The sequence below is a fragment of the Microbacterium algihabitans genome, assembly GCF_032464975.1.
GTDB classification, from domain to species: domain Bacteria; phylum Actinomycetota; class Actinomycetes; order Actinomycetales; family Microbacteriaceae; genus Microbacterium; species Microbacterium algihabitans.
In genome coordinates, this window is sequence record NZ_JAWDIU010000001.1 from 157,457 (window position 1) to 178,210 (window position 20,754).

At 70.5% G+C, this 20,754-nt stretch carries 22 protein-coding genes; 4 read left to right on the plus strand and 18 right to left on the minus strand.

The annotated features are described in order from the left end of the window. Positions 1-4: 4 nt before the first annotated feature. From rho to RWH43_RS00775, 6 genes are all read right to left on the minus strand, one after another. Entirely contained in the window at positions 5-2,215 is a 2,211-nt protein-coding gene (gene rho, locus RWH43_RS00750; RefSeq protein WP_316000401.1) for a transcription termination factor Rho, read from the minus strand. A gap of 151 nt (positions 2,216-2,366) precedes the next feature. Then, positions 2,367-3,299 (minus strand): homoserine kinase, encoded by a 933-nt coding sequence (thrB, locus tag RWH43_RS00755; protein WP_144828588.1) that lies wholly within the window; start codon positions 3,297-3,299, stop codon positions 2,367-2,369. Beyond that, the gene (thrC, locus tag RWH43_RS00760) at positions 3,296-4,378 is read right to left on the minus strand and encodes a threonine synthase (RefSeq protein WP_144828591.1); all 1,083 of its coding nucleotides are present in this window, start codon (positions 4,376-4,378) and stop codon (positions 3,296-3,298) included. Before thrC ends, thrB begins: the two co-directional genes overlap by 4 nt. 1 nt (position 4,379) lies before the next feature. Further along, on the minus strand, positions 4,380-5,747 hold the full coding sequence (locus RWH43_RS00765; protein ID WP_316000402.1) for a homoserine dehydrogenase: 1,368 nt from the start codon (positions 5,745-5,747) through the stop codon (positions 4,380-4,382). Continuing rightward, entirely contained in the window at positions 5,744-7,174 is a 1,431-nt protein-coding gene (lysA, locus tag RWH43_RS00770) for a diaminopimelate decarboxylase (protein ID WP_316000403.1), read from the minus strand. Before lysA ends, RWH43_RS00765 begins: the two co-directional genes overlap by 4 nt. A 137-nt stretch (positions 7,175-7,311) precedes the next feature. Beyond that, positions 7,312-9,606: a M60 family metallopeptidase gene (locus RWH43_RS00775; protein WP_316000404.1), complete on the minus strand. Its 2,295-nt coding sequence runs from the start codon at positions 9,604-9,606 to the stop codon at positions 7,312-7,314. A 221-nt stretch (positions 9,607-9,827) separates the two neighbouring features. Here RWH43_RS00775 and RWH43_RS00780 point away from each other — a divergent pair, with 221 nt between their 5' ends. Beyond that, positions 9,828-10,913, plus strand: coding sequence for an ATP-binding cassette domain-containing protein (locus RWH43_RS00780; protein WP_316000405.1), 1,086 nt, complete (start codon positions 9,828-9,830; stop codon positions 10,911-10,913). A gap of 25 nt (positions 10,914-10,938) precedes the next feature. On the opposite strand, the gene RWH43_RS00785 is transcribed toward RWH43_RS00780, so the two are convergent. The 6 genes from RWH43_RS00785 to RWH43_RS00810 are packed head-to-tail and all read right to left on the minus strand — an operon-like array spanning position 10,939 to position 16,235. Next, positions 10,939-11,721: an LmeA family phospholipid-binding protein gene (locus RWH43_RS00785; protein ID WP_316000406.1), complete on the minus strand. Its 783-nt coding sequence runs from the start codon at positions 11,719-11,721 to the stop codon at positions 10,939-10,941. A gap of 2 nt (positions 11,722-11,723) precedes the next feature. Then, on the minus strand, positions 11,724-13,388 hold the full coding sequence (locus RWH43_RS00790; RefSeq protein ID WP_316000407.1) for an arginine--tRNA ligase: 1,665 nt from the start codon (positions 13,386-13,388) through the stop codon (positions 11,724-11,726). A 48-nt stretch (positions 13,389-13,436) separates the two neighbouring features. Then, complete coding sequence (locus RWH43_RS00795; protein WP_316000408.1) at positions 13,437-14,240, minus strand: transglutaminase-like domain-containing protein; 804 nt, start codon at positions 14,238-14,240, stop codon at positions 13,437-13,439. A 54-nt stretch (positions 14,241-14,294) separates the two neighbouring features. Further along, the gene (locus RWH43_RS00800) at positions 14,295-14,795 is read right to left on the minus strand and encodes a hypothetical protein (protein ID WP_316000409.1); all 501 of its coding nucleotides are present in this window, start codon (positions 14,793-14,795) and stop codon (positions 14,295-14,297) included. Further along, on the minus strand, positions 14,792-15,949 hold the full coding sequence (locus RWH43_RS00805; protein WP_316000410.1) for a serine/threonine-protein kinase: 1,158 nt from the start codon (positions 15,947-15,949) through the stop codon (positions 14,792-14,794). The genes RWH43_RS00800 and RWH43_RS00805 overlap by 4 nt, the downstream gene beginning before the upstream one ends. Before the next feature lie 31 nt (positions 15,950-15,980). Then, complete coding sequence (locus RWH43_RS00810; protein WP_144828621.1) at positions 15,981-16,235, minus strand: DUF6458 family protein; 255 nt, start codon at positions 16,233-16,235, stop codon at positions 15,981-15,983. Positions 16,236-16,344: 109 nt separating this feature from the next. Between RWH43_RS00810 and RWH43_RS00815 the strand changes: the two genes are divergently transcribed. After that, on the plus strand, positions 16,345-16,551 hold the full coding sequence (locus RWH43_RS00815; RefSeq protein ID WP_262346162.1) for a DUF2188 domain-containing protein: 207 nt from the start codon (positions 16,345-16,347) through the stop codon (positions 16,549-16,551). Positions 16,552-17,253: 702 nt separating this feature from the next. Here the strand turns inward: RWH43_RS00815 and RWH43_RS00820 are convergent. Genes RWH43_RS00820 through RWH43_RS00835 form a run of 4 tightly spaced genes read right to left on the minus strand, consistent with a single transcriptional unit; the run spans position 17,254 to position 18,653 of the window. Continuing rightward, the gene (locus tag RWH43_RS00820; protein ID WP_316000411.1) at positions 17,254-17,469 is read right to left on the minus strand and encodes a helix-turn-helix domain-containing protein; all 216 of its coding nucleotides are present in this window, start codon (positions 17,467-17,469) and stop codon (positions 17,254-17,256) included. Position 17,470: 1 nt separating this feature from the next. Then, entirely contained in the window at positions 17,471-17,884 is a 414-nt protein-coding gene (locus tag RWH43_RS00825) for a DUF6941 family protein (RefSeq protein WP_437127376.1), read from the minus strand. Positions 17,885-17,886: 2 nt separating this feature from the next. Continuing rightward, positions 17,887-18,240 (minus strand): hypothetical protein, encoded by a 354-nt coding sequence (locus RWH43_RS00830; protein ID WP_316000413.1) that lies wholly within the window; start codon positions 18,238-18,240, stop codon positions 17,887-17,889. Beyond that, entirely contained in the window at positions 18,237-18,653 is a 417-nt protein-coding gene (locus RWH43_RS00835; protein ID WP_316000414.1) for a hypothetical protein, read from the minus strand. Before RWH43_RS00835 ends, RWH43_RS00830 begins: the two co-directional genes overlap by 4 nt. A 129-nt stretch (positions 18,654-18,782) precedes the next feature. Between RWH43_RS00835 and RWH43_RS00840 the strand changes: the two genes are divergently transcribed. Next, on the plus strand, positions 18,783-18,995 hold the full coding sequence (locus tag RWH43_RS00840; RefSeq protein WP_316000415.1) for a hypothetical protein: 213 nt from the start codon (positions 18,783-18,785) through the stop codon (positions 18,993-18,995). A 43-nt stretch (positions 18,996-19,038) separates the two neighbouring features. Here RWH43_RS00840 and RWH43_RS00845 read toward each other — a convergent pair whose 3' ends face one another. After that, positions 19,039-19,329 (minus strand): hypothetical protein, encoded by a 291-nt coding sequence (locus RWH43_RS00845; protein WP_316000416.1) that lies wholly within the window; start codon positions 19,327-19,329, stop codon positions 19,039-19,041. A 178-nt stretch (positions 19,330-19,507) separates the two neighbouring features. Beyond that, positions 19,508-19,990 (minus strand): hypothetical protein, encoded by a 483-nt coding sequence (locus RWH43_RS00850; RefSeq protein ID WP_316000417.1) that lies wholly within the window; start codon positions 19,988-19,990, stop codon positions 19,508-19,510. 86 nt (positions 19,991-20,076) lie between these two features. On the opposite strand from RWH43_RS00850, the gene RWH43_RS00855 reads away from it, so the two are divergent. Next, entirely contained in the window at positions 20,077-20,724 is a 648-nt protein-coding gene (locus tag RWH43_RS00855) for a DUF2510 domain-containing protein (RefSeq protein ID WP_316000418.1), read from the plus strand. The last annotated feature ends 30 nt before the right edge of the window (positions 20,725-20,754 follow it).

Genomic DNA, 20,754 nt, shown 5'->3' on the forward strand with positions numbered 1-20,754 from the left:
CCGATCAGCGGATGCTGTTGTCGTCACCGCCGCGCGAGGGCGCCGGGATCGACTTCTGCATCTGCACGAGGAACTCGACGTTGGACTGCGTCTCCTTGAGCTTTCCGAGCACGACCTCGAGGGCCTGCTGGGGGTCGAGACCGGCCAGCGCGCGACGGAGCTTCCAGGTGATCTTGACCTCGTCGCTCGACAGCAGCATCTCTTCGCGACGGGTGCTCGACGCGTTGACGTCGACCGCCGGGAAGATGCGCTTGTCGGCGAGCTGGCGGCTCAGGCGCAGTTCGCTGTTGCCGGTGCCCTTGAACTCCTCGAAGATCACGTCGTCCATCTTGGACCCGGTCTCCACGAGCGCCGTGGCCAGGATCGTGAGCGATCCGCCGTTCTCGATGTTGCGCGCGGCGCCGAAGAAGCGCTTGGGCGGGTACAGCGCCGAGGCGTCGACACCGCCGGAGAGCACGCGGCCCGAGGTGGGGGCGGCGAGGTTGTACGCGCGGCCGAGGCGGGTGATCGAGTCGAGCAGCACGACGACGTCGCGGCCGAGCTCGACGAGACGCTTCGCGCGCTCGATGGCCAGCTCGGCGACCGTGGTGTGGTCTTCGGCCGGACGGTCGAAGGTCGAGGCGATGACCTCGCCGCGCACGGTGCGCTGCATGTCGGTGACCTCTTCGGGGCGCTCGTCGACGAGCACGACCATGAGGTGGACCTCGGGGTTGTTCGTCGCGATCGCGTTGGCGATCTGCTGCAGCACGATCGTCTTACCGGCCTTGGGGGGCGCGACGATCAGGCCGCGCTGGCCCTTGCCGACCGGGGCGACCAGGTCGATGATGCGCTGCGTGAGCTTCTCGGGGCCGGTCTCCAGGCGCAGGCGCTCCTGGGGGTACAGGGGCGTGAGGTTGTTGAACTCGACGCGGGTAGCGGCGTCGTCGACCGACAGGCCGTTGATCGAGTCGACCTGCACGAGCGCGTTGTACTTCTGACGGCCCTGCTGCTCGCCCTCGCGGGGCTGCTTGATGGCGCCGACGACGGCGTCGCCCTTGCGGAGGTTGTACTTCTTGACCTGACCGAGCGAGACGTAGACGTCGCTCGGGCCGGGCAGGTAGCCGGTGGTGCGCACGAACGCGTAGTTGTCGAGCACGTCGAGCACGCCGGCGATGGGGACGAGCACGTCGTCTTCGCCGATCTCGGTCTCGAACTCGTCGCCCGTGGTGGTCTGGCCGCGGCGCTTGTTGCGCTGACGGTTGCGGCTGTTGGCTGCGCCGCCCTGCTGCTGCTGCGCCTGCTGGCCGTTCTGCGCGTTGTCGCGCTGGGCGCCGTCGCGCTGGCCGCCGTCACGCTGGGCACCGTCACGCTGGCCGCCGTCGCGCTGTGCGCCGTTGTCGCGACCGCCCTCGCGCTGGCCGCCCTGCTGCTGCTGCTGCTGCGGGGCCTCGGCCTCGTCGGCGGCGGGCTGAGCGGCGTCGGCCTTGTCGGCGTCGGTCTTGTTGCGGTTGCGGTTGCGCGAGCGGCTGCGGCCACGGCCACGGGCCGGGGTCTCGTCGGCCTGCTCGGCACCGTCGGCGGGCGCGGCGTCTGCCTGCTCGGCGTCGGCCTGCTCGGCGTCGCCGTCAGCGGTCGCGGCGTCGGCCGCGGGAGCCTCGGTGGTGGCAGCCTCGTCGACCGCGGGGGTCTCGGTGCTGGCGTCGGCGTCGGCGGCCACGTCGGCGGCCGTGGTGACCGGGGTGGTCGCGGACTCGTCGGTCACGGCGTCGGCGGCAGCGGTCTCGGCGGCGGGCGCCTCGGCGGCGGCGGCCTCGGCGGCGGCGGCCTCAGCGGCGGCCTTCTCTTCAGCGGCGGCGGCCGTCTCTTCGGCGGTCGCGCTCTTGGCACGGCGCGGGGCACGCTTGCGCGGGGCGCGCGCGGGCTTCTCGACCGGCGCCGCCTCTACGGCGGCGGGCTCTGCGGCGGCCTCGGCGGCGGGCGCCTCCGCAGCGGCGGGCGCGTCGGCGACCGTCTCGGCCGGGGCCTCGGCGGCGAGAGCGTCATCGGTGAACAGTGCCTCGGGGGCGGCGTCGGCCGGGGCCTCGTCGGCCTCCGGGGCCGCTTCGCCCTCGGCCGCAGCGGGCGCGTCGGTCTGTTCGGTGTCGGTGCCCTCCACCGCAGCCGTGGGCTGCTCTTCGGTGGGGGTCTCGGCGCCCTCGGGCGCGTCGACGGGCTGGGTCTCGGAGATGGACTCCACGAGTGCTCCTCAGGATGAAACGTGATCAGATCGCGCGTCGTCGTGCAGATCGCAGACGACGGACACCAGCGGTTCGGGAGACTGCAGCCGATACCGGGTTCGCGATGTGTTGCGGATTTCGCAGGTGGTGCAGAGGCTCAGATTCGCGAATTTACGCGGAACCCTCTGCGTTTTTCACTGTACCACCCTTGACGTCGACGGCGAGCATGAGCGCCTGCCACGGGGTGTCGACGACGGATGCCATAAGATCCGCGGCCGCGAGTCGCTGTCCCGGCCCGTCGGCGAGGACGAGCACGCTCGGTCCGGCACCGGACACGACCGCGGCGTACCCCTCCGCGCGGAGGGCGCGCACGAGTCGGTCGGTCTCGGGCATGGCCTGCGCGCGGTAGTTCTGGTGCAGCTTGTCTTCGGTGGCCGCCATGAGCAGCTCGGGGCTCTGCGTCATCGCCGCGATCAGCAGCGCCGAGCGCGAGACGTTGAACACCGCGTCTTCCCGCGGCACCTGCAGCGGCTGGAGGCTGCGCGCGACCGCCGTCGACATCGTGAAGCTCGGCACGAGCACGAGGGGCGACACACCGCGGTGCACGATCAGCTGCTTGTGCTGGGGGCCGGCGGCATCCATCCACGCGATCGTGAGACCGCCGAACAGCCCGGGGGCCACGTTGTCGGGGTGGCCCTCCATCTCGGTCGCGAGGCGCAGCAGGTCGACGTCGCTGAATGCGACCTCGCCCTCGAGCAGACCCTTCGCGGCCAGGATGCCGGCGACCACGGCCGCACCGGACGAGCCCATGCCCCGCCCGTGCGGGATGACGTTGTGCGCGGTGAGACGGAGCCCCGGCAGGGTGCGGCCGACCGAGGCGTACGTGTGCGCCATCGCGCGCACGACGAGGTGCGACGCATCGCGCGGCACCTCGGCGACCCCTTCGCCCTCGACCTCGATCTCGAGGCGGTCGCCCTCGAGCTGCTCGACGACGAGTTCGTCGTAGACGCTCAGTGCGAGGCCGAGGGTGTCGAAGCCGGGCCCGAGGTTCGCGCTGGTGGCGGGAACCCGGACGGCGACCCGACGGCCGGGGCCTGAACTCACGCGGTCACCGGCTGCAGGTCGAGCACGGAGGCGACCTCCGAGGTGGCGGCGTCGACGACGGTCGGCTGCACGTCGGTGCCGTCGGACTTGCGCAGGGCCCACTGGGGGTCCTTCAGGCCGTGGCCGGTGACGGTGAGCACGACCTTCGCGCCGGCGGGCACGATGCCGGCCTCGGCGCGCTCGAGCAGACCCGCGACGCTGATGGCCGAAGCGGGCTCGACGAAGATGCCCACCTCGCCGGCGAGGATCTTCTGCGCCTCGAGGATGCGGGCGTCGTCGATCGCGCCGAAGTAGCCGTCGGTGGCCTCGCGGGCTTCGAGGGCGAGATCCCACGACGCGGGGTTGCCGATGCGGATGGCGCTGGCGATCGTCTCGGGCTGCCTGACGACCTCGCCGCGCACGAGCGGCGCGGAACCCTCGGCCTGGAAGCCGAACATGCGGGGCACGCGCGTGGCGACGCCGCGGGCGGCCTCTTCGCGGTAGCCGCGCGAGTACGCGGTGTAGTTGCCGGCGTTGCCGACGGGGATGAAGTGGAAGTCGGGGGCGTCGCCCAGAACCTCGACGACCTCGTAGGCGGCGGTCTTCTGCCCCTCGATGCGGTCGGGGTTCACCGAGTTCACCAGGTGCACCGGGTAGTGGTCGGCGAGCTCGCGCGCGATCTCGAGGCAGTCGTCGAAGTTGCCGCGGATCTGGATGAGCCGGCCGTTGTGCGCCACCGCCTGGCTGAGCTTGCCCATGGCGATCTTGCCCTCGGGCACGAGCACCGCGGCGGTGATGCCGGCGTGGGCGGCGTAGGCCGCGGCCGAGGCCGAGGTGTTGCCGGTCGAGGCGCAGATGACGGCTTTCGCCCCATGCTCGACGGCGCGCGAGAGGGCCACGGTCATGCCGCGGTCCTTGAACGAACCCGTCGGGTTCATACCCTCGTACTTCACCCAGACGTCGGCGCCGGTGCGACGCGACAGTGCGGGAGCGGGCAGCAACGGAGTGCCGCCCTCGCCCAGGGTGACGACGGTGGAGGCGTCGGTGACACCCAGACGGTCGGCGTATTCGCGGAGGACTCCGCCCCAGAGGTGTGCCATGTCAGTTCCCTTCCACACGCAGCACGGAGACCACGCGCTCGACGACGCCGCTCGCGGCGAGACGCTCGACGGTCTCGCTCAAATCCTGCTCGCGGGCCTTGTGTGTTCCGATGACCAGGCGGGCCGATCCCGCTCCGGTCGCTGAGCCTTGCGCTTCGTTCGCTGAGCCCGTCGAAACGACGGCACCCGAAGACGCCTCGATGACGGTCTGCTCGACGGTCGCGATCGACACGCGACCCTCGCTGAGGATGCCCGCGACGGTGGCCAGCACGCCCGGCTGGTCGTCGACCTCGAGCGTGATCTGGTACCGCGTGATGACGTGCCCGATCGGCACGGCGGGCAGGTTGGCACGGGTCGACTCACCCACGCCGATGCCGCCGGCGATGTGGCGGCGCGCGGCCGAGACCACGTCGCCGAGCACGGCCGAGGCGGTCTGCACGCCGCCGGCGCCGGCGCCGTAGAACATCAGGTCGCCCGCGGCCTCGGCCTGCACGAAGACGGCGTTGTTCGCACCGTGGACGCTCGCCAGCGGGTGCGTGCGCTCGACGAGCGCGGGGTACACGCGCACCGAGATCGACTCACCGCCGCCGTTCTCGCCGGCCAGGCGCTCGCACACGGCGAGGAGCTTGATGACGTAACCCGCGTGCCGGGCCGACTCGATCATCGCGGCGTCGACCGTGGTGATGCCCTCGCGGTGCACGGCGTCGAGCGGGACGGTGGTGTGGAAGGCGAGGCTCGCGAGGATCGCGGCCTTCTGCGCGGCGTCGTAGCCCTCGACGTCGGCGGTGGGGTCGGCCTCGGCGTACCCGAGGGCCTGCGCCTGGGCGAGCACGTCGCCGAAGTCGGCGCCCTCGGTGTCCATGCGGTCGAGGATGTAGTTCGTCGTGCCGTTGACGATGCCCATGATGCGCACGACCCGGTCGCCGGCGAGCGAGTCGCGCAGCGGTCGGATGATGGGGATGGCACCCGCGGCGGCGGCTTCGTAGTAGACCTCGGCGCCCACCTGGTCGGCGGCCTCGAACACCTCGGAGCCGTGGGTGGCCAGCAGCGCCTTGTTGGCGGTGACGACGTCGGCGCCCGACGCGATCGCGTGCAGCACCTGCGTGCGGGCGGGCTCGATGCCGCCCATGAGCTCGATGACGATGTCGCTGCCGACGATCAGGGTGTCGGCGTCGGTGGTGAACAGCTCGCGCGGCAGGTCGACGTCGCGCTTGGCGTCGAGGTCGCGCACGGCGATACCGGCGAGTTCGAGCTTCGCGCCCGCGCGGTCGGCGAGCTCGTCGCCGTGCCTGAGAAGCAGGTCGGCGACCTGCGAGCCGACGGCGCCGGCGCCGAGGAGCGCCACGCGGAGCGTGCGGTAGTCGGTCATTCGGTGTCTCCGTGGGGTGTTTTCGTGGGGGCGGATGCCGGGATCCCGGCGTCGCGCGCGAGCAGGTCGTCGATGCTCTCGCCGTGGACGATCACGCGGGCCCGACCGTCGCGCACGGCGACGACCGGCGGACGCGGGGTGTAGTTGTAGTTGCTCGCGAGCGAGAAGCAGTAGGCACCGGTGGCGGGCACGGCCAGCAGGTCGCCCGGGGTGACGTCGGAGGGGAGGTACTCGGCATCCACCACGATGTCGCCCGACTCGCAGTGGTGGCCGACGACGCGCGAGAGCGCCGGGGTCGCGCCGCTCGTGCGCGAGACCAGCCGCGCCGAGAAGTCGGCGCCGTACAGGGCGGGCCGGGCGTTGTCGCTCATGCCGCCGTCGACGCTGACGTAGGTGCGGTCGAGGTTCTCACCCGCCGTCACGGTCTTGACCGTGCCGACCTCGTAGAGGGTGATGCCGGCCTGACCGACGATGACGCGACCGGGCTCGGTGGCGACGTCGGGCATGGGGATGCCGCGCACCGCGCACTCGTCGGCGATGGCGTCGACGATGCCGTCGGCGATCTCTTCGATGGGCTTCGGGTCGTCGACCGAGGTGTACGAGATGCCGAAGCCGCCGCCGACGTTGAGCAGGGGGATCTTTCCCCCGGCCAGCAGGTCGGCGTGCAGGTCGACCAGGCGTGCGGCCGACTCGCGGAAGCCCGAGGAGTCGAAGATCTGCGAGCCGATATGGGCGTGCAGACCGACGAAGCGCAGGCTCGACAGCTCGCGGATGCGGGCCACGGCTTCGGCCGCCCCCTCGAGCGAGAAGCCGAACTTCTGGTCTTCGTGGGCGGTGGCGAGGAACGCGTGGGTCTCGGCGTGCACGCCCGTGCGCACGCGCACGAGCACCGATTGCACGGCGCCGCGACGCTCGGCGATCGCGGCGAGACGCTCGATCTCGATGGGGCTGTCGACGACGACCGAGCCGATCCCCACCTCGACGGCGCGTTCGAGCTCGGACACGCTCTTGTTGTTGCCGTGGAAGCCCAGGCGTGCCGGGTCGGCACCGGCGGCGAGCGCGACTTCGAGCTCACCACGCGTGCAGACGTCGACCGCGAGTCCTTCGTCGACGACCCAGCGCACGACCTCGGTCGAGAGGAACGCCTTGCCCGCGTAGTACACGCGGGCACGGATGCCGTGGCGCGCAGCCGCGGCGTCGAAGGCGGCGCGAGCGCGACGCGCGTGGGCGCGCACCTCGTTCTCGTCGAGCACGTAGAGGGGGGTGCCGAATCGGTCGCGGAGGTCGAAGACCGACACCCCGCCGACCTCGACGGAGCCGTCGGCGACGCGATGCGCGGACGAGGGCCAGACGGAGGCGACGAGCTCGTTCGCTTCGGCCGGGGCGGTGAGCCAGGCGGGCACGAGCGCGGAGTGCGAGGCGGACACAGGGGGACCAATCGGGTTTTGCGGCGACGCGACGGCCGCGGATCACGGCTCCCACCCGCGCGGAGAGTCACGCGGCGGGCAGTCCTTGCAGTCTAGGGCACGTCGTATGCCGCACCTTTCCCACGCCGGGGCGACGGTCACACCACGAAACGCCCACCCCGGATCGCGAGGGTCTGCGGCCGCGTGGTCACCGCGTCGACCCGGACGCTGTCGCGGTACACGCGCACGCGGTCGACCTCCGCGGCGTTCACGACGAGGGCGAAGCCGTCGGCCACGGGGAAGCCGTCGAGGGCGGTCACGACCTTGTCGTGCGTCTCGTCGCCGTTCACCGACACACTCACGAGCTCGGCGCCGTCGGCATCCGTCAGGGTGAGCTCGTAGTAGAGCCGCCCCTGGAAGTAGTAGTCGTGCGGGCGGATGCCGGTGGAGGTCGCGGTCAGGTGGGTTCCGTCGCGACTGATCCCGACCCACCCGGCGAGCCAGTCCATGATGCCGACGAACTGCAGTCCCGAGGTGACGCTGACGGGTGCGGGACGCCACAGCGCCTCGAGCGTGCCGTCGGCGCTCTGCAGCACCACCGTGACGCGGCCGTCGGTTCCGACGTCCTTCGCCGTCGACTCGGCGGCGACGACCGCGCTCGTCGCCCCGCCGAGCGTGGACAGGCCGGTCACGCGACCGGACGAGCCGTCGTGCTCGCCCAGGTCGATCGTCCCGTCGACGAGCGAGAGCGATCCGACGGGCAGGTCGTAGCCGACGGAGCGCTCCACGACCGCGTCGTGGGAGTCGACGGCCGCCCAGATCGGGTTCTGCAGCGCGGGGTACGCCGAGAGGGACGACAGCACGGATGCCGACAGGGGCACGCCCCACTCGGTGAAGAACGGACCCAGGTCGCGGTCGGCGACCCGCGACGCGATCTCGGCGAAGAGGTCTTTCTTGTCCTGGTCGGGCTCGGGCATCGACAGCCCGCGGATTCGCCGAACGCGGTACTCCTGGTTCAGCGCGGGATAGAAGGAGTCGCCGAAGGATCGGCGGAGCTGCTCGAACAGGTAGAGGCCGAGGAACGGATCGTCGGCGGTCAGCTGCGCGTGGTCGCGCTCGTCGAGCGGGCGGGCGAGGTACTGCGCGGCGCGGTCCTTGCGGTCGGCCTCGTCGTCGAGGCGGTTCTGCCCGGTCAGCCGGTTCTGCAGGGCGAGGGCCGAGATGTTGACGGTGACCTCCATCAGCCCGCTCCACCGGTACGCGGGCGCCTGGAAGGTGTGACCGACCTCGTGCCAGATCCCCCAGCTGTCGGTGTCGGTCAGCAGGGTCTCGCTGGCCCCGGTGTCGACCTGGAAGCACACCCACTGGCTGGTGGCGAACGCCCATCCGCCGCCGGAGTCGGGCCCGCCGAAGTACACGCGACCCGGGTACTTGCGCGCGACCCCGACCGCGGCGCGCGAGAGCCCGTAGACGTCGCAGGTGTACGCCACGACCCGGTCCAGGCGCAGGACGACGTCGGCCGAATCCCACGCCACGCCACGCGAGGCGAGGTCGTCGATCACCCGTCGCTGCACGTCGGCGAAGGCCCGCTCCCCCACCAGCGTCACGGCCGGCGCGGCCGCCCACGCGGCGAGCTGGGCGGCGAACTCGTCGGGCTTGGTCTGATCCTTCACCCACACCGGGTGCGGGGCTCCACCGGAGATCGTCAGCGCTCCGGAGCGTTCGGTGGAGCCGTTGCGGACGAAGACGAGGCCGTCCTGGGGTGCGGTGATGCTCTGGGCACCCGGCGACAGGGCGATCACGCTGAGGTCCTGCTGCTGTCCCGCGTTGAAGGCGCGCCACGGCCCTCGCACCCCGATCACGAGCGACATGCCGGCGGGCGCGTCGGCTGCGACGACGACGTCGAGCGCGTCGCCTGCGAAGACGTACCGCCCGGTCGGCTGCAGGTCGCTGTGGGCGAACTGGCGGTTCTCGACCGCGGCGACGGCGTCTTGGCTCCCGTGCGCGAGCGCGATCACACGCGTGGTCGCGCCCGAGGAGTCGTGCGTCGAGGCCCGCGGCGCCCGCACCTCGAACGCGCAGCTCGCGGTTCCCGAGGCGGCGGCCACAGAGAGGGTGCCCCCGCCCGCCGCGGCGTCGCCGCGGACGCGCAGGGTCGTTTCGTACACCCCGGTCGCGTCGGTCAGACCCGTGGGCTGGTCGATGACCCCCTGGCCGGGGTCGCCCAGCGCGAGCACGACGGGCCGTCCCCCGAGCGGCGCGCCGTCGTCGTCGGGGCTCGTGACGCGCACCGCGACCACCTCGTCGGGATAGGCCCACGCGGGAGAGGTCGTCACCGTCCAGCCGCGCACGGCGCTCGAGGTCGACGCGGGCGCGGCCGCGACGGCGGCCACCGCGGGGACGGCCCAGGCGCCGGCGGCGAGCACGCTGCGGCGGGTGAGGGGGATGCTCATCGATCGGCCTCCGGATCGGGGTCGGCCCGTCGCGGGAGGTCCGGTGGGCGCGGGGCAGCATACGGCCGCGCGCCCCGCGGTCGCCTTCGGCGCCGCCGCGGAACGCTGCAGCGATCGCGGACCAAGGCGACACCACCCGCGGGTGAGGCCGCGGGCGATGCGCGGGCACCCCCCTGCGGGCGGGCGACGACCGCGTGTGGACCGCGACCTAGGGTGGCCCGGTGTCGTCCTGCCCCACCGTGCCCCCGCTCCTCGTCGACGCCGTCGGATCACGCGTGGCGATCGACCATTCAGGGCTCGACCCCGACGCCCGGGCCGCGGTCGAGAGCGCGTGGCGCGACGCCCGCAGCCGTGACGTCGTCACTGCCGACGCCACGGTCGTCGCCGACCCATCGGTCTCCCGCGCACGCATGCTCTCCGACCTGTCGAGCGCCGTCACGCAGGCCGCGATCGTCGCCGGGCGCGGAAAGCGCTGGATGCTGCACGCGGCGGGCCTTGAGGCCTCCGACGGACGCGTGATCGTGCTGGTCGGCGCCTCGGGTGCGGGCAAGACCACCGCGACGCGCACCCTCGCCCGTCGGTGGGGGTACGTCTCGGACGAGACGGTCGGTATCGACCTCGACGGCACCGTGCATCCCTACCGCAAGCCGCTGTCGATCATCACCGACGGCCACGAGGTCAAAGTGCAGCGCGCCCCCGGCGACCTCGACCTGCGCGGGCTCGAGTCGACCCGTCTGCGGGTGGGCCGCATCGTGCTGCTCGACCGCCGCGCCGACCTGCGGCGAGCCCGACTGGTGCCCGTGTCACCGGCCGAGGCCCTCACCGCCTGCGCCCCGCACTCGAGCGCCATCACCTCTCTGCCGCGTCCGCTGCACGCGATCACGCGTCACCTCGATGCCACCGGAGGCGCACTCCGGGCGGAGTACACCGAGGCCGAGCAGCTGCTCGCGCTGTGCGACGACCTCGACCTCGCGGCCGCGCCGATCGAGCGGCCCCCGCTCGACGACGTTCCGCTGCGGGTCGCAGAGGCGGCGGGGGGCCCGCGATATCGGCTGGCGGATGCCGTGGACTCCCTGTCGTTCGACGACGGGCGCCTCGCCGTGCTCACCGCCACCTCCGCGGGGGCGGGCACCCTGCGCGTGCTGGCCGGGCTGGCTCCTTCGCTGTGGAAGGCCGCCGACGGCGCGACGCTGGACGCCCTCGAAGACGCGGTGATGCACGGGCTCGGCGACGAGACGGCGGGTCCCGCGGTGCGCGGCATCCTGGATCAGCTCGTCGAGGCCGAACTGCTGCACGTCGAGGCCTGATGCCCCTGCGGCGCGCGAGAGCGTCTCAGCCGCAGCTGCCGTCGGCCTGCAGCGCGGGGTCGTCGAGGATGCCGCCGGCGACGTCGAAGGTCGCGACGAGGTCCTGCCCCTGCACGGTCGCCGAGGTGAGGGTGAGCCCGGCCGGAAGGCGATCGGCGATGCACAGGCTCTGCGTCTGCACGAGCGGGTCGGCGATGCCGCCGAACTGGCCGCGAAGGGTGTCGGCGTCGATCGCGTTGCCGCCCACGGAGAAGGCGGAGGGCGTGAGCGTCAGGTCGCCCTCGCCCGCACCGGGAGACACCGTGGCCCCGATGGGGATGGCGATGCCGAACAGCGACAGCGAGGTCTCGAACGTCACGTCGGGGGCAGCCACGGTGACGGTGCCCGAGGGAAAGTCGGGGATCTGCGCGAGCAGCGACCGCAACTGGTCCTGGTCCAACCGCACCGAGGCGACTCCCCCGTCGGCCGCCGACGCACCCGAGACGGGGACTCCGCGCAGCTCCACGCGCACGTCCCCGGTGATCGGGCCGAGGGTGACGTCGTCGGACGACACCGTGACGTCGTCGAGCCGCCCCGTGATGACCTGCGGCAGCACGAGGCCGCTCAGCTGCACGTCGACGTCCTGATCGGCGGGGAGGCCGACGTTCTCGACCACGAGCGTGCGGACCGTCCCGGTCACGACCGAGCGCGCGATGAACTCCGCCGCCACGACCGCGGCGACCAGCAGCACCACGACCACGACGAGCACCGCGATCCACCGCCCGCGACGGCGGCGGGGCGCTCGGGCGGGGGCCGCGGCGTCGGTCATCGTTACATCCGCTCCGGAGCGCTGACGCCGAGCAGGTCGAGGCCGTTGCGCAGCACCTGACCGGTGGCGTCGTTCAGCCACAGGCGCGTGCGGTGCACGGGTTCGACCGGGGCGTCGCCGAGCGGGATGACGCGGCAGTTGTCGTACCAGCGGTGGTAGAGACCCGCGAGCTCCTCGAGGTAGCGCGCGACGCGGTGCGGCTCGCGCACCTCGGCGGCGTAGGCGACGATGCGCGGGTACTCCTGCAGCGCGCCCAGCAGAGCCGATTCGGTCTCGTGGGCGAGGAGCTCGGGGGCGAACTCCGAGCGGTCGACACCCGAATCCGCGGCGTTGCGGGCAACGTTGTGCGTGCGGGCGTGCGCGTACTGCACATAGAAGACGGGGTTGTCGTTCGTGCGCTTCTGCAGGATCTCGGGGTCGAGCGTCAGCGGCGAATCGGCCGGGTAACGCGCGAGCGAGTACCGCAGGGCGTCGGTGCCGAGCCAGGCCTGCAGGTCGTCGAGCTCGACGATGTTCCCCGCTCGCTTCGACAGGCGCGCGCCGTTGATCGACACGAGCTGACCGATGAGCACCTCGATGTCCTTGTCGGGGTCGTCTCCCGCCGCACCCGCGAGGGCCTTGAGGCGGTGGACGTAGCCGTGGTGGTCGGCGCCGAGCAGGTAGATCTTGTGCGCGAAACCGCGGTCGCCCTTGTTGAGGTAGTACGCGGCATCGGCGGCGAAGTAGGTGTACTCGCCGTTCGAGCGCCGGATGACGCGGTTCTTGTCGTCGCCGAAGTCGGTCGTGCGCACCCACACGGCGTCGTCCTCGTCGAAGACGTGCCCCTGCTCGCGCAGGCGGTCGACGGCCTCGTCGACCAGGCTCGGCTGGCCCTCGATCCGCGCGTGCAGGTCGCGCTCCGAGAACCAGACGTCGAAGTGCACGTTGAAGCGCGCGAGCGAGGCCTGGATCTCGCCGAGCTGGAATCCGTAGGCCAGCTCGGTGGCGACGGAGATCTGCTCGGCGCGATTGAGGTCGAGGATGTCGGTGCGGGCGGCCTGCACGCGCTCCGCGAGAGCCGCGATGTACGCTCCGCCGTACCCGTCCTCGGGAGTCGGCTCGCCCGCGATGGCCGCGACGACGGAGCGACCGAAGCGCTCCATCTGAGCGCCGGCGTCGTTGATGTAGAACTCGCGCACCAGGGTCGCGCCGCTGGCCAGCAGCACGCGGGCGATCGCGTCACCCAGGGCCGCCCAGCGGGTGTGGCCAATGTGCAGCGGCCCGGTGGGGTTGGCGCTGACGAACTCGAGGTTGATCGTGTTGCCGCGCTGGGTGTCGTTCGTGCCGAACGCCGCTCCCTGCTCGACGATGAGCTTCGCCAGCGCGCCCGCCGCAGCGGCGTCGAGGCGGATGTTGATGAAGCCGGGGCCGGCCACCTCGACGCTCGCGATGCCGTCGACGGCCTCGAGGCCCGCGGCGATCTCGGCCGCGAACTCGCGCGGGTTCGCCCCGACGACCTTCGACAGCTTCAGGGCGGCGTTGGACGCCCAGTCGCCGTGGTCGCGGTTCTTCGGCCGCTCCAGCGGCAGATCGGCGGCGGTCAGCCCCGCCGACGAGCCCTCGCGTCGCGCCTCGGCGAGCGGAGCGATGACGGCGAGAAGGGCGGCGGAGAGGGCTGCAGGATCCATAACCCTGCAATTCTAGGCGGAGCGGACGACCCGACCCTCCGTTCGCCCTCAGGCCATCTGCACCAGGCCGCGGTGGTCGTCGGGCCCGACGGGGGCCTCGTCTTCGAGCACCGCATCGACGCGCATGCTCTCGAGGCCGACGTACCCGCCGTGATAGCTGAGGAAGGCGCAGTCCGCGGCGTCGCGCCCGGTCGCGATCCGCACCAGCGACCGGCGGTCCGACAGGCGCGTCGCGTCGATGACGTGCCACTGTCCGTCGAGGTACGCCTCGGCGACCGCGTGGAAGTCCATGGGCACCAGGCCCGGCGCGTAGCAGGCGGCGTAGCGGGCGGGAACGTCCATCGCGCGCAGCAGGGCGATCACGAGGTGCGCGTAGTCGCGGCACACGCCTTGACCGCTCGCCAGCGTGGTGACGGCGCTGTCGGTGCCGAGGCTGAGTCCGGGCGAATACGTGACGGTGGATGCCACAAACTCCGACACCGCGTCGATCAGGTCGGCGCCGACCAGTCCGCGGAACTGGCGACGGGCCTGCCCGAAGACCTCATCGGACTGGCAGTACCGACTCGGACGGAGGTAGGCGATGGTGTCGAGCGCGCTCGTCGCCGGCGGCGTGGCTTGCGCGTCGATGACGGCCTCGTACCGGATGCTCAGCGGACCCTGGTCGCCGATCAGCCGGTGCAGACGACTCCCGGCGGCGTCGACGAGCTCGGTGGCCGCCCACGTGAGGTCACCCCTCGAGAAGGTCAGCGTCTCCTCCGAGAGCGGCACGCCGCGCGCAGCGGTGATCTGGAAGATGAGGTCGACGGACGTCCCCAGATCGAGGTCGAGTTCGGCGGTCACGCGGCGCGGCACCGAGCAATCCTCGCACGCGGTGCGCACCGCACGGGCCGCCGCGACGAGCGGGCTTCAGCCCTTCTTGCCCGGACCACCGCCGGGCCCGCCGCCGTCTTTGCCGGGACCCTTGTCTTTGCCGTTGTCCCCGGGCTCGGGCGCCTTGTCGGCGGGGCCGTCGTTCGACGAATCGTCGCCGCCGTCGTCGGTCACCGTGTCCTGCTGATCGTCGGTGCCGGACTCGGTGGTCTGCGAGGGTTCGGGCGTCGGCGTGGGGGTCGACGCCGGAGCCGGGACCAGCGAGGTGAGGTCGGCGCGAACGGTGGCGATGCGCGTGAGGATGGCGTCGGCCTCGTCGGCCGCGATCTCCCCCGCGTCGCGGCGCGCGGTGACCTCGGCCTCGAGGGCGTCGAGGCTCGTCAGGGCCGTCGAGTAGTCGCCCGTCGAGGCCTGCTCGGCGACCGTCTGCACGCTCTGCTGCCACGCGGTCGGCGTCGCGGCGGGCGGGGTGCAGCCCGCGAGCACGAACACCGCCGCGGCGGTCACGACGACCGCGGGAAGTCCGCGGCGCCTCACGGAGCCACCTCGTCGTAGAGGTCGTTCATGTGCTGGTCGAGGGGCTGCGGCAGTGTCGGCAGAGCGGGTTCGCTCGCGGCGCCCGCGTTGGTCATCGCGACGGCGGCGGTGATTCCCCCCGCAACCAGGACGGCGGCGACGACCGCGCCGATGATCAGCGAGCGCCGCGACGGACGCCGGTCCGACCGCGGCTCCGTCGACCGACCCGCATCGCGAGGCGCCGGTTCGAAGATGCGCGTCGGCGCGGTCGACCCGGGCAGGGTCCGCGTCTGCGCGGCGGCCTCCGCCGAAGCAGGCGGCACCGCCACATCGGACAGGGTGCGCAGGGCGACGATGAGGCCCGTGGCATCCGGTCTCTCGCTCGCTTCGATCGCCGTCATGCGCTCGAACACCTCGCGCCACGCATGCGGGAGGTTCGCGGGAAGGTCGGGGGCCGAGACCAGTCGGGCCGCGAGCGCCTCGTGCGGCGTGCGCGAGCCGAACGGACGCTTCCCCGTGAGCGCCTCGAGCAACACCAGGCCCAGCGAGTACACGTCGCTCGCGGGGGCGGCGGGCATGCCCCGCGCCTGCTCGGGGCTGAGGTAGGCGGCGGTGCCGATGACGGTGTCGGCCTTGGTCATGCGCGTCGCACCGACCAGGGAGGCGATGCCGAAGTCGGCGAGGGTGGCCCGGGGCATCGCGCCCGTGTGCGCGGCGGGGCGGATGAGGATGTTCGACGGCTTCACGTCGCGGTGGACGATGCCGCGGCCGTGGATGACCGCGAACGCCTCGGCGATCTCGCGCCCGATGCGCGCGACCTCCGGGCCGGGGAGTGGTCCGCGCTCGATCCGCTCCGCGAGGGTCGGGCCCGCGATGAGCTCCATCGCGAGGTACGCCGGAGTCGCGTCGAGCTTGGCGTCGTAGAGGGTGACGAGCGAGGGGTGCGAGAGAGAGGCCAACAGCCGGATCTCGGACCGCACCCGCGCCACGTCGGAAGGGTCGGCACCGTCGCCGTCGATGACCTTCAGCGCGAGCGTGCGCTCGAGCGCGGTGTCGACCGCCTCGTACACGCACGCGTAACCGCCCCGGCCGAGGGTACGGCCGAGACGGTAGCGACCGTCGAACAGATCGTCGACGGCAGGGTCGTAGGCGACGGTGGGTGTCGGTTCGCTCATGGGTGTCCTCCGGGGCGGCGGCCCCGCCGCGTCACACGAGGGGGTCGTTGTCGGAGCGCGTGGTCGAACGAGTGACCTGTGCGCCCCCGACGCCTTCGGTGCGGGTGACCGTGTCGGTCTGACGGCGACGGACGAGCATGACCACACCGATGAGGAAGACGACGACGCCCGCACCCATCATGATGTAGCCGATCGTGGTCAGGTCGACGAACTGGTTGGGCAGATCCACCGCGAACGCGAGGATGGCGCCGATGACGAACAGCGCGATGCCGGCTCCGATGCTCATGATGAACCCCTTTCGAAGGTGCCCCCAGCATGGCAAGGACGGGGCGGATGCCGTATGCGCTTGACAACGGCTGTCAAGAGCGGTGCGGCTCCCGGCACGGGGGTGTGACATGGATGCCATGAGCCAGAACGACGTGACCACCCGATCCAACCGCGGCCAGTGGGAGAACTCCGTGGAGGGACGCCCCGAACTCTCGGCGAGCTTCTCGAGCCGGGACGAGGCGGTCGATCAGGGTCGCGCCATCGCCGACGAACTCGGTTCGCGGCACCTCATCGAAGACGCCGAGCCGACCGGAGCCGTCACCGACGAGGACTGACCGCCCGGAGGACGACGAAGGCCGCGATCGATGCGATCGCGGCCTTTTCTCGGTGCCCCCGACAGGAATCGAACCTGCGACCTTTGGTACCGGAAACCCCGTCCGCACCGCGAGGTGACGTACGCTGGCGAGCCAGTCGCGTCATTCCGGGGTCTATCGGATCACCAGAGCCACAGACGACAACCCTCGCTCACGAGTTCTGTTGCCACGGTGTTGCCACCAAAAGACTTCCCTACGCGCCATCGATGATGATGGCCATGAGCGCTCCCGACGTCGACACCGTGCCCCTCTACACCTACCGCGAAGCCGCTCACCGGGTGCGCCGGTCCATTCGCACCGTGTGGCGGTGGAGGGCCGATGGGATGCCGGTGACATGGGGTATCCGGGAGGGTCAGCGGGTGCGTCTCGTCCGCGAGGATGTGCTCCTCGCGCATTGGCGCGGCGTCATGCAGGCGGACCGTGCGAAACGCCCAGATATCACGCGGGGAGAGCGTGGCCGGTGGCGTCCACGTCAGGCGCTGTCCACAGCCGGATCGAGCCCCGCGGAGGCGTTACCCCCCTGGTAGAAAAACGCCGAAATGTATCGGGGAGAGCGGACCGGACCGCCGGACTCCGGTCCCCCCTCCTTCGAGGTGCTGGATCTTTCCGGGTTCTTTCGAGGCGGACACTCGGGCGCTCGCTCGTGGAGTGGCGAGACCTCGATCAATCCCGCGGTGAGTTAGCGCCTGCGCGGAGGTGGCTGACGAGGTCGGCCTTGAAGATGAACCAGGTGGAGCCGATCTGGTATCCGCGGATGGTGCCCTCTTTCAGCCACGAGTACACAGTGCGCGTGGTGACGCCGAGATGCTTCGACACGTCGCTGGGGCTCAGCGCGTCCGGCAGTTCGGTGAAGAGGGCGTCGACGGCGTCGTCGCTCAAGCTAGACCCTGGGTTCGTCGATCTGGACCGCTTTGAATGGAACGGCGCCGATCTTATCTCCGTTAGCCTTCACGACCAGCTCATAAGACCCAGGCTCTGGCAGGCCCATCAGGGCAAAATTGAGCGGGAGAGAGACAGTCTGCAGTTGATCCATCATGGGTTCCTCGGAAACCATGTCACCTGCCCAACCCCACAGGTTGATGTCCGACCCTTCGTGATGACACGTGACCTCAAGCGCGTACGCCTTACCCACATCAATTGGGTCGACGTAGAACATCAGCGCGAGAGTGCTACCGAATGGGGCCGGGTAACTAGACGCCGCGATTTGGGTGATACCGCCACCCAAGATGTTGAGGAGATTGTCGTGCACCGTCGCGGCTTCACTCAGAACCGCGGCGCCCAAACGAACCGCCACGCCTACGGCGTCCCTGTTGCTCGGAATGCGAACCGGGCGTGGGACGAGGCCTGGCTTCGCGCTGCCCGAACGTTCTCCACGTGAGCCACCGCGCGATTGGCGCCATACGACAGCGCCGGACGATCCAAGGACCCGTCGTCATCGCGCATGGATTCGCGATTGACGATCAAGAAGGCCGAACCGGTTGCAGAATCAACCCGCGACACCAGGGCGAGTGCGGCGACACCGTCTTCGCTTTCGAAGGCCGTCACCATTTGACCGACGTTGAGCGGCCCGTCGGCGCGCGTCAGTCGCACTCGCGTAGTCCCATCAGGACGGAGCGAATTTAGGTCGATCTCGACCCGCGTGCGATTCATGCGGCACCTTCCATCCAAGCCGGATTGCCTGTCCGGTTATCATCCAGCAGTGATGCTAGTACGTCTACCCTAGGCGGGGCCGAGAACGGGTCCTCGCCTACGAGGTGATGAAGTGGCTCCTTCGTCGTGGGGTCCTTCACTAGGTCGAACCCCTCGCGCCGCAACATTGTTCCGGTCACGACGGCGATCCGCTTGCCCCGGAGCGTGGTCTGCTTCGTGAGACGGGTGATGGTCGCTTCCAGATCCTCGCCGTCCTCACAGTAGCCAGCGATGACTGAGACTCCGTACCTGGGCGGATTCACGCCCCGATCCTGATCGTCGTCGAAAGTGTCTTGCGCGTTTTCTTCCAGCCTGTGGGCGAGGAACGGAGAGAAACGGATGACCACCTCTGATCCGTCGCACTCCGCTTCCATGCCCTGAAATGTACTGGATGCAAGGGCCGTTGCGCCTCTCGCGTCCTCAACGACGCCGATGCACAGGGCGACGAAATATCGGAAGCCCGCTCGTAAGGGATGTCGGAGGGCGCGCCTACCGTGGCCGCCATGGATCCCCGTGACAACGCCATTCTCGGCCGCGTCGACGTCGACCGCGAGCTCACCTACCTCCGCGCCGGCGACGAACCCCCATGGGAACGGCCGCACCGCGACGGCATAGACATCACCAACCGGCCGGACCTACAGACGCCTTATCAGCGGCATCGGCGTGCTGAGTACGTCTCACGAGTGGAGGGGTATCGAGAGCGCGGATTGGTCTGAGGCACCCACCGATGTGGCGCGCGGAACGCGCCACGGTCATGTCCTAGGAGGCGGCGGCGGCCCGGCCCGGCTTTTTTGGCGGCGGTGGTTTGTAGATCATCGTGAACGCCGCGCCGACGACAAGAGCATTGGCCAAGGCGAGAAAAACGCACAGTGGGATGACCACCCACGCAATAGGCATTCCCCATACGCTGGCAGCCCAGTTCCACAGCCAGAATGCGGCGACAGCGCCGCCGACCGCGAAGAAAATCGCGAGTACGAGATTGGCGACGTTTAGCTTCCTCGCGATCCTCACCTCGGCTCGACTCCTTAGCGCGTTCGCGTGCACGGTCACCAGCTGATCTAGGGCTGACGCCGCAGAGGAGCTGGACGGCGCCGCCCCGAGCGCGTCGGCAGCGTGCTTGAGCCTTCGATACTCGCCTGGGTCACGACTGCTGGTTAGAAGAGAGCCGAGGAGACCTAACACTGGAACGGCGAACGCCGCCAATATCTGCCACGTCATAGCTCAGCGCTCACAGGGTCCGAGGGTCTACGCCCTCAGCTGTACGTGGCATCTCGGACACATCGATCGGGGCACCGATGCTGTGCACCCGCCAGCTCGCGAGCGGGCCCCAGTGAGATATCTCGGGTCGCCACACCAGCGACACCCAGGCGAGAGCGTCATCGTCGCGAGCGACGCCAACAACCCACGGCCGTCCATCCTCGGGGACTAGCTTCACGTAGGCCACGTCCGGCGCGTTGTAGCCGTAGCGAGGGCTTGTGCTGATGCGGATCTCAGCCGCGTCCGCCCATCTCCTGCCGTCGGCGAACCCGGGGCCCCACTGATCGGCGTTCTCGGGTGTGACGAGCGATGTCAGCACAACACCAGCCTCGGGATCGTCGGAGGTCAGAGCGTTGAGAAGCGCCTGCACCGCTCGCACTGGGCTCTGGGTCGGTAGTCCTTCAGCGACGACCTGCGCGTCGTCATGATCTGTCCAGCGCTCACCGTTACTCACGAATGCCCCCATCTGTTGGGATGACGGTACAGGCAGGGCACCCGGAGGCAGCGTAAGACGCTCACCCAGCGCGGTAGGGTCTGCCCATGGTGAACGTGCGCCCGGGGTGGTATCCCGATCCCGACCACTCAAACCAGCTCCGCTGGTGGACGGGAGAGGCCTGGACCGGGGCTACGATGCCCCGCCCGCAGAATAATCCGCCCGCCGCCCGCAAGGGGCTATCGGTAATGGGTGTCATTGGCGTCACGATCGGATCAATCTTCGGGTTCTGCCTACTCATGATGGTCATCGGATTCGCGGTCGCTGGCGTGAACGGGTCCGGGTCGACGGCAGCTACGGGCGGCGGCGTGTCATCGGCATCGCCCCACGCCGAATCCGGTGCGCAGCCCGCCCCGGCCGCGCCGCCTGCGAAAACGGCGGCCGAGATGCGGGATGAGTCGCAGGAGGCGGCAGGGTGGAGCGTCATTCAGTCGGGTTCGCTGTACGGGAAATTCGCTGCAAAGGAGGAGTACACGTGCGGCTACACAGCCTGCACCTACTACTACGTCCTTACCGTCACAGGCTGTCCGTCCGCGCTCTACGTCGAGGGGAGCACCTTGTCCTCCGGAGTGGTGGTGGGGATGACCAACGACCTTCTCTCGGGAGTGCGAGCAGGCGAGATTGCTGCGGCTCACCTGCAGATATTGGAAGACGGTGCCGACTCAGTTCGCATCAACACCGTCGATTGCTACTGACGCGAGGAACACGCGATGTTGGTCATCCGG

Bases quoted from the DNA above. Each gene is read 5' to 3' on its own strand.
- RWH43_RS00855 (WP_316000418.1), top strand. From the start codon at position 20,077: ATGGTGAACGTGCGCCCGGGGTGGTATCCCGATCCCGACCACTCAAAC.
- RWH43_RS00790 (WP_316000407.1), bottom strand. From the start codon at position 13,388: ATGGATCCTGCAGCCCTCTCCGCCGCCCTTCTCGCCGTCATCGCTCCG.
- RWH43_RS00840 (WP_316000415.1), top strand. From the start codon at position 18,783: ATGGATCCCCGTGACAACGCCATTCTCGGCCGCGTCGACGTCGACCGC.
- RWH43_RS00835 (WP_316000414.1), bottom strand. From the start codon at position 18,653: ATGGAAGCGGAGTGCGACGGATCAGAGGTGGTCATCCGTTTCTCTCCG.
- RWH43_RS00815 (WP_262346162.1), top strand. From the start codon at position 16,345: ATGGATGCCATGAGCCAGAACGACGTGACCACCCGATCCAACCGCGGC.
- RWH43_RS00805 (WP_316000410.1), bottom strand. From the start codon at position 15,949: ATGAGCGAACCGACACCCACCGTCGCCTACGACCCTGCCGTCGACGAT.
- RWH43_RS00810 (WP_144828621.1), bottom strand. From the start codon at position 16,235: ATGAGCATCGGAGCCGGCATCGCGCTGTTCGTCATCGGCGCCATCCTC.
- RWH43_RS00785 (WP_316000406.1), bottom strand. From the start codon at position 11,721: ATGACCGACGCCGCGGCCCCCGCCCGAGCGCCCCGCCGCCGTCGCGGG.
- RWH43_RS00830 (WP_316000413.1), bottom strand. From the start codon at position 18,240: ATGAATCGCACGCGGGTCGAGATCGACCTAAATTCGCTCCGTCCTGAT.
- thrC (WP_144828591.1), bottom strand. From the start codon at position 4,378: ATGGCACACCTCTGGGGCGGAGTCCTCCGCGAATACGCCGACCGTCTG.
- RWH43_RS00765 (WP_316000402.1), bottom strand. From the start codon at position 5,747: ATGACCGACTACCGCACGCTCCGCGTGGCGCTCCTCGGCGCCGGCGCC.
- RWH43_RS00775 (WP_316000404.1), bottom strand. From the start codon at position 9,606: ATGAGCATCCCCCTCACCCGCCGCAGCGTGCTCGCCGCCGGCGCCTGG.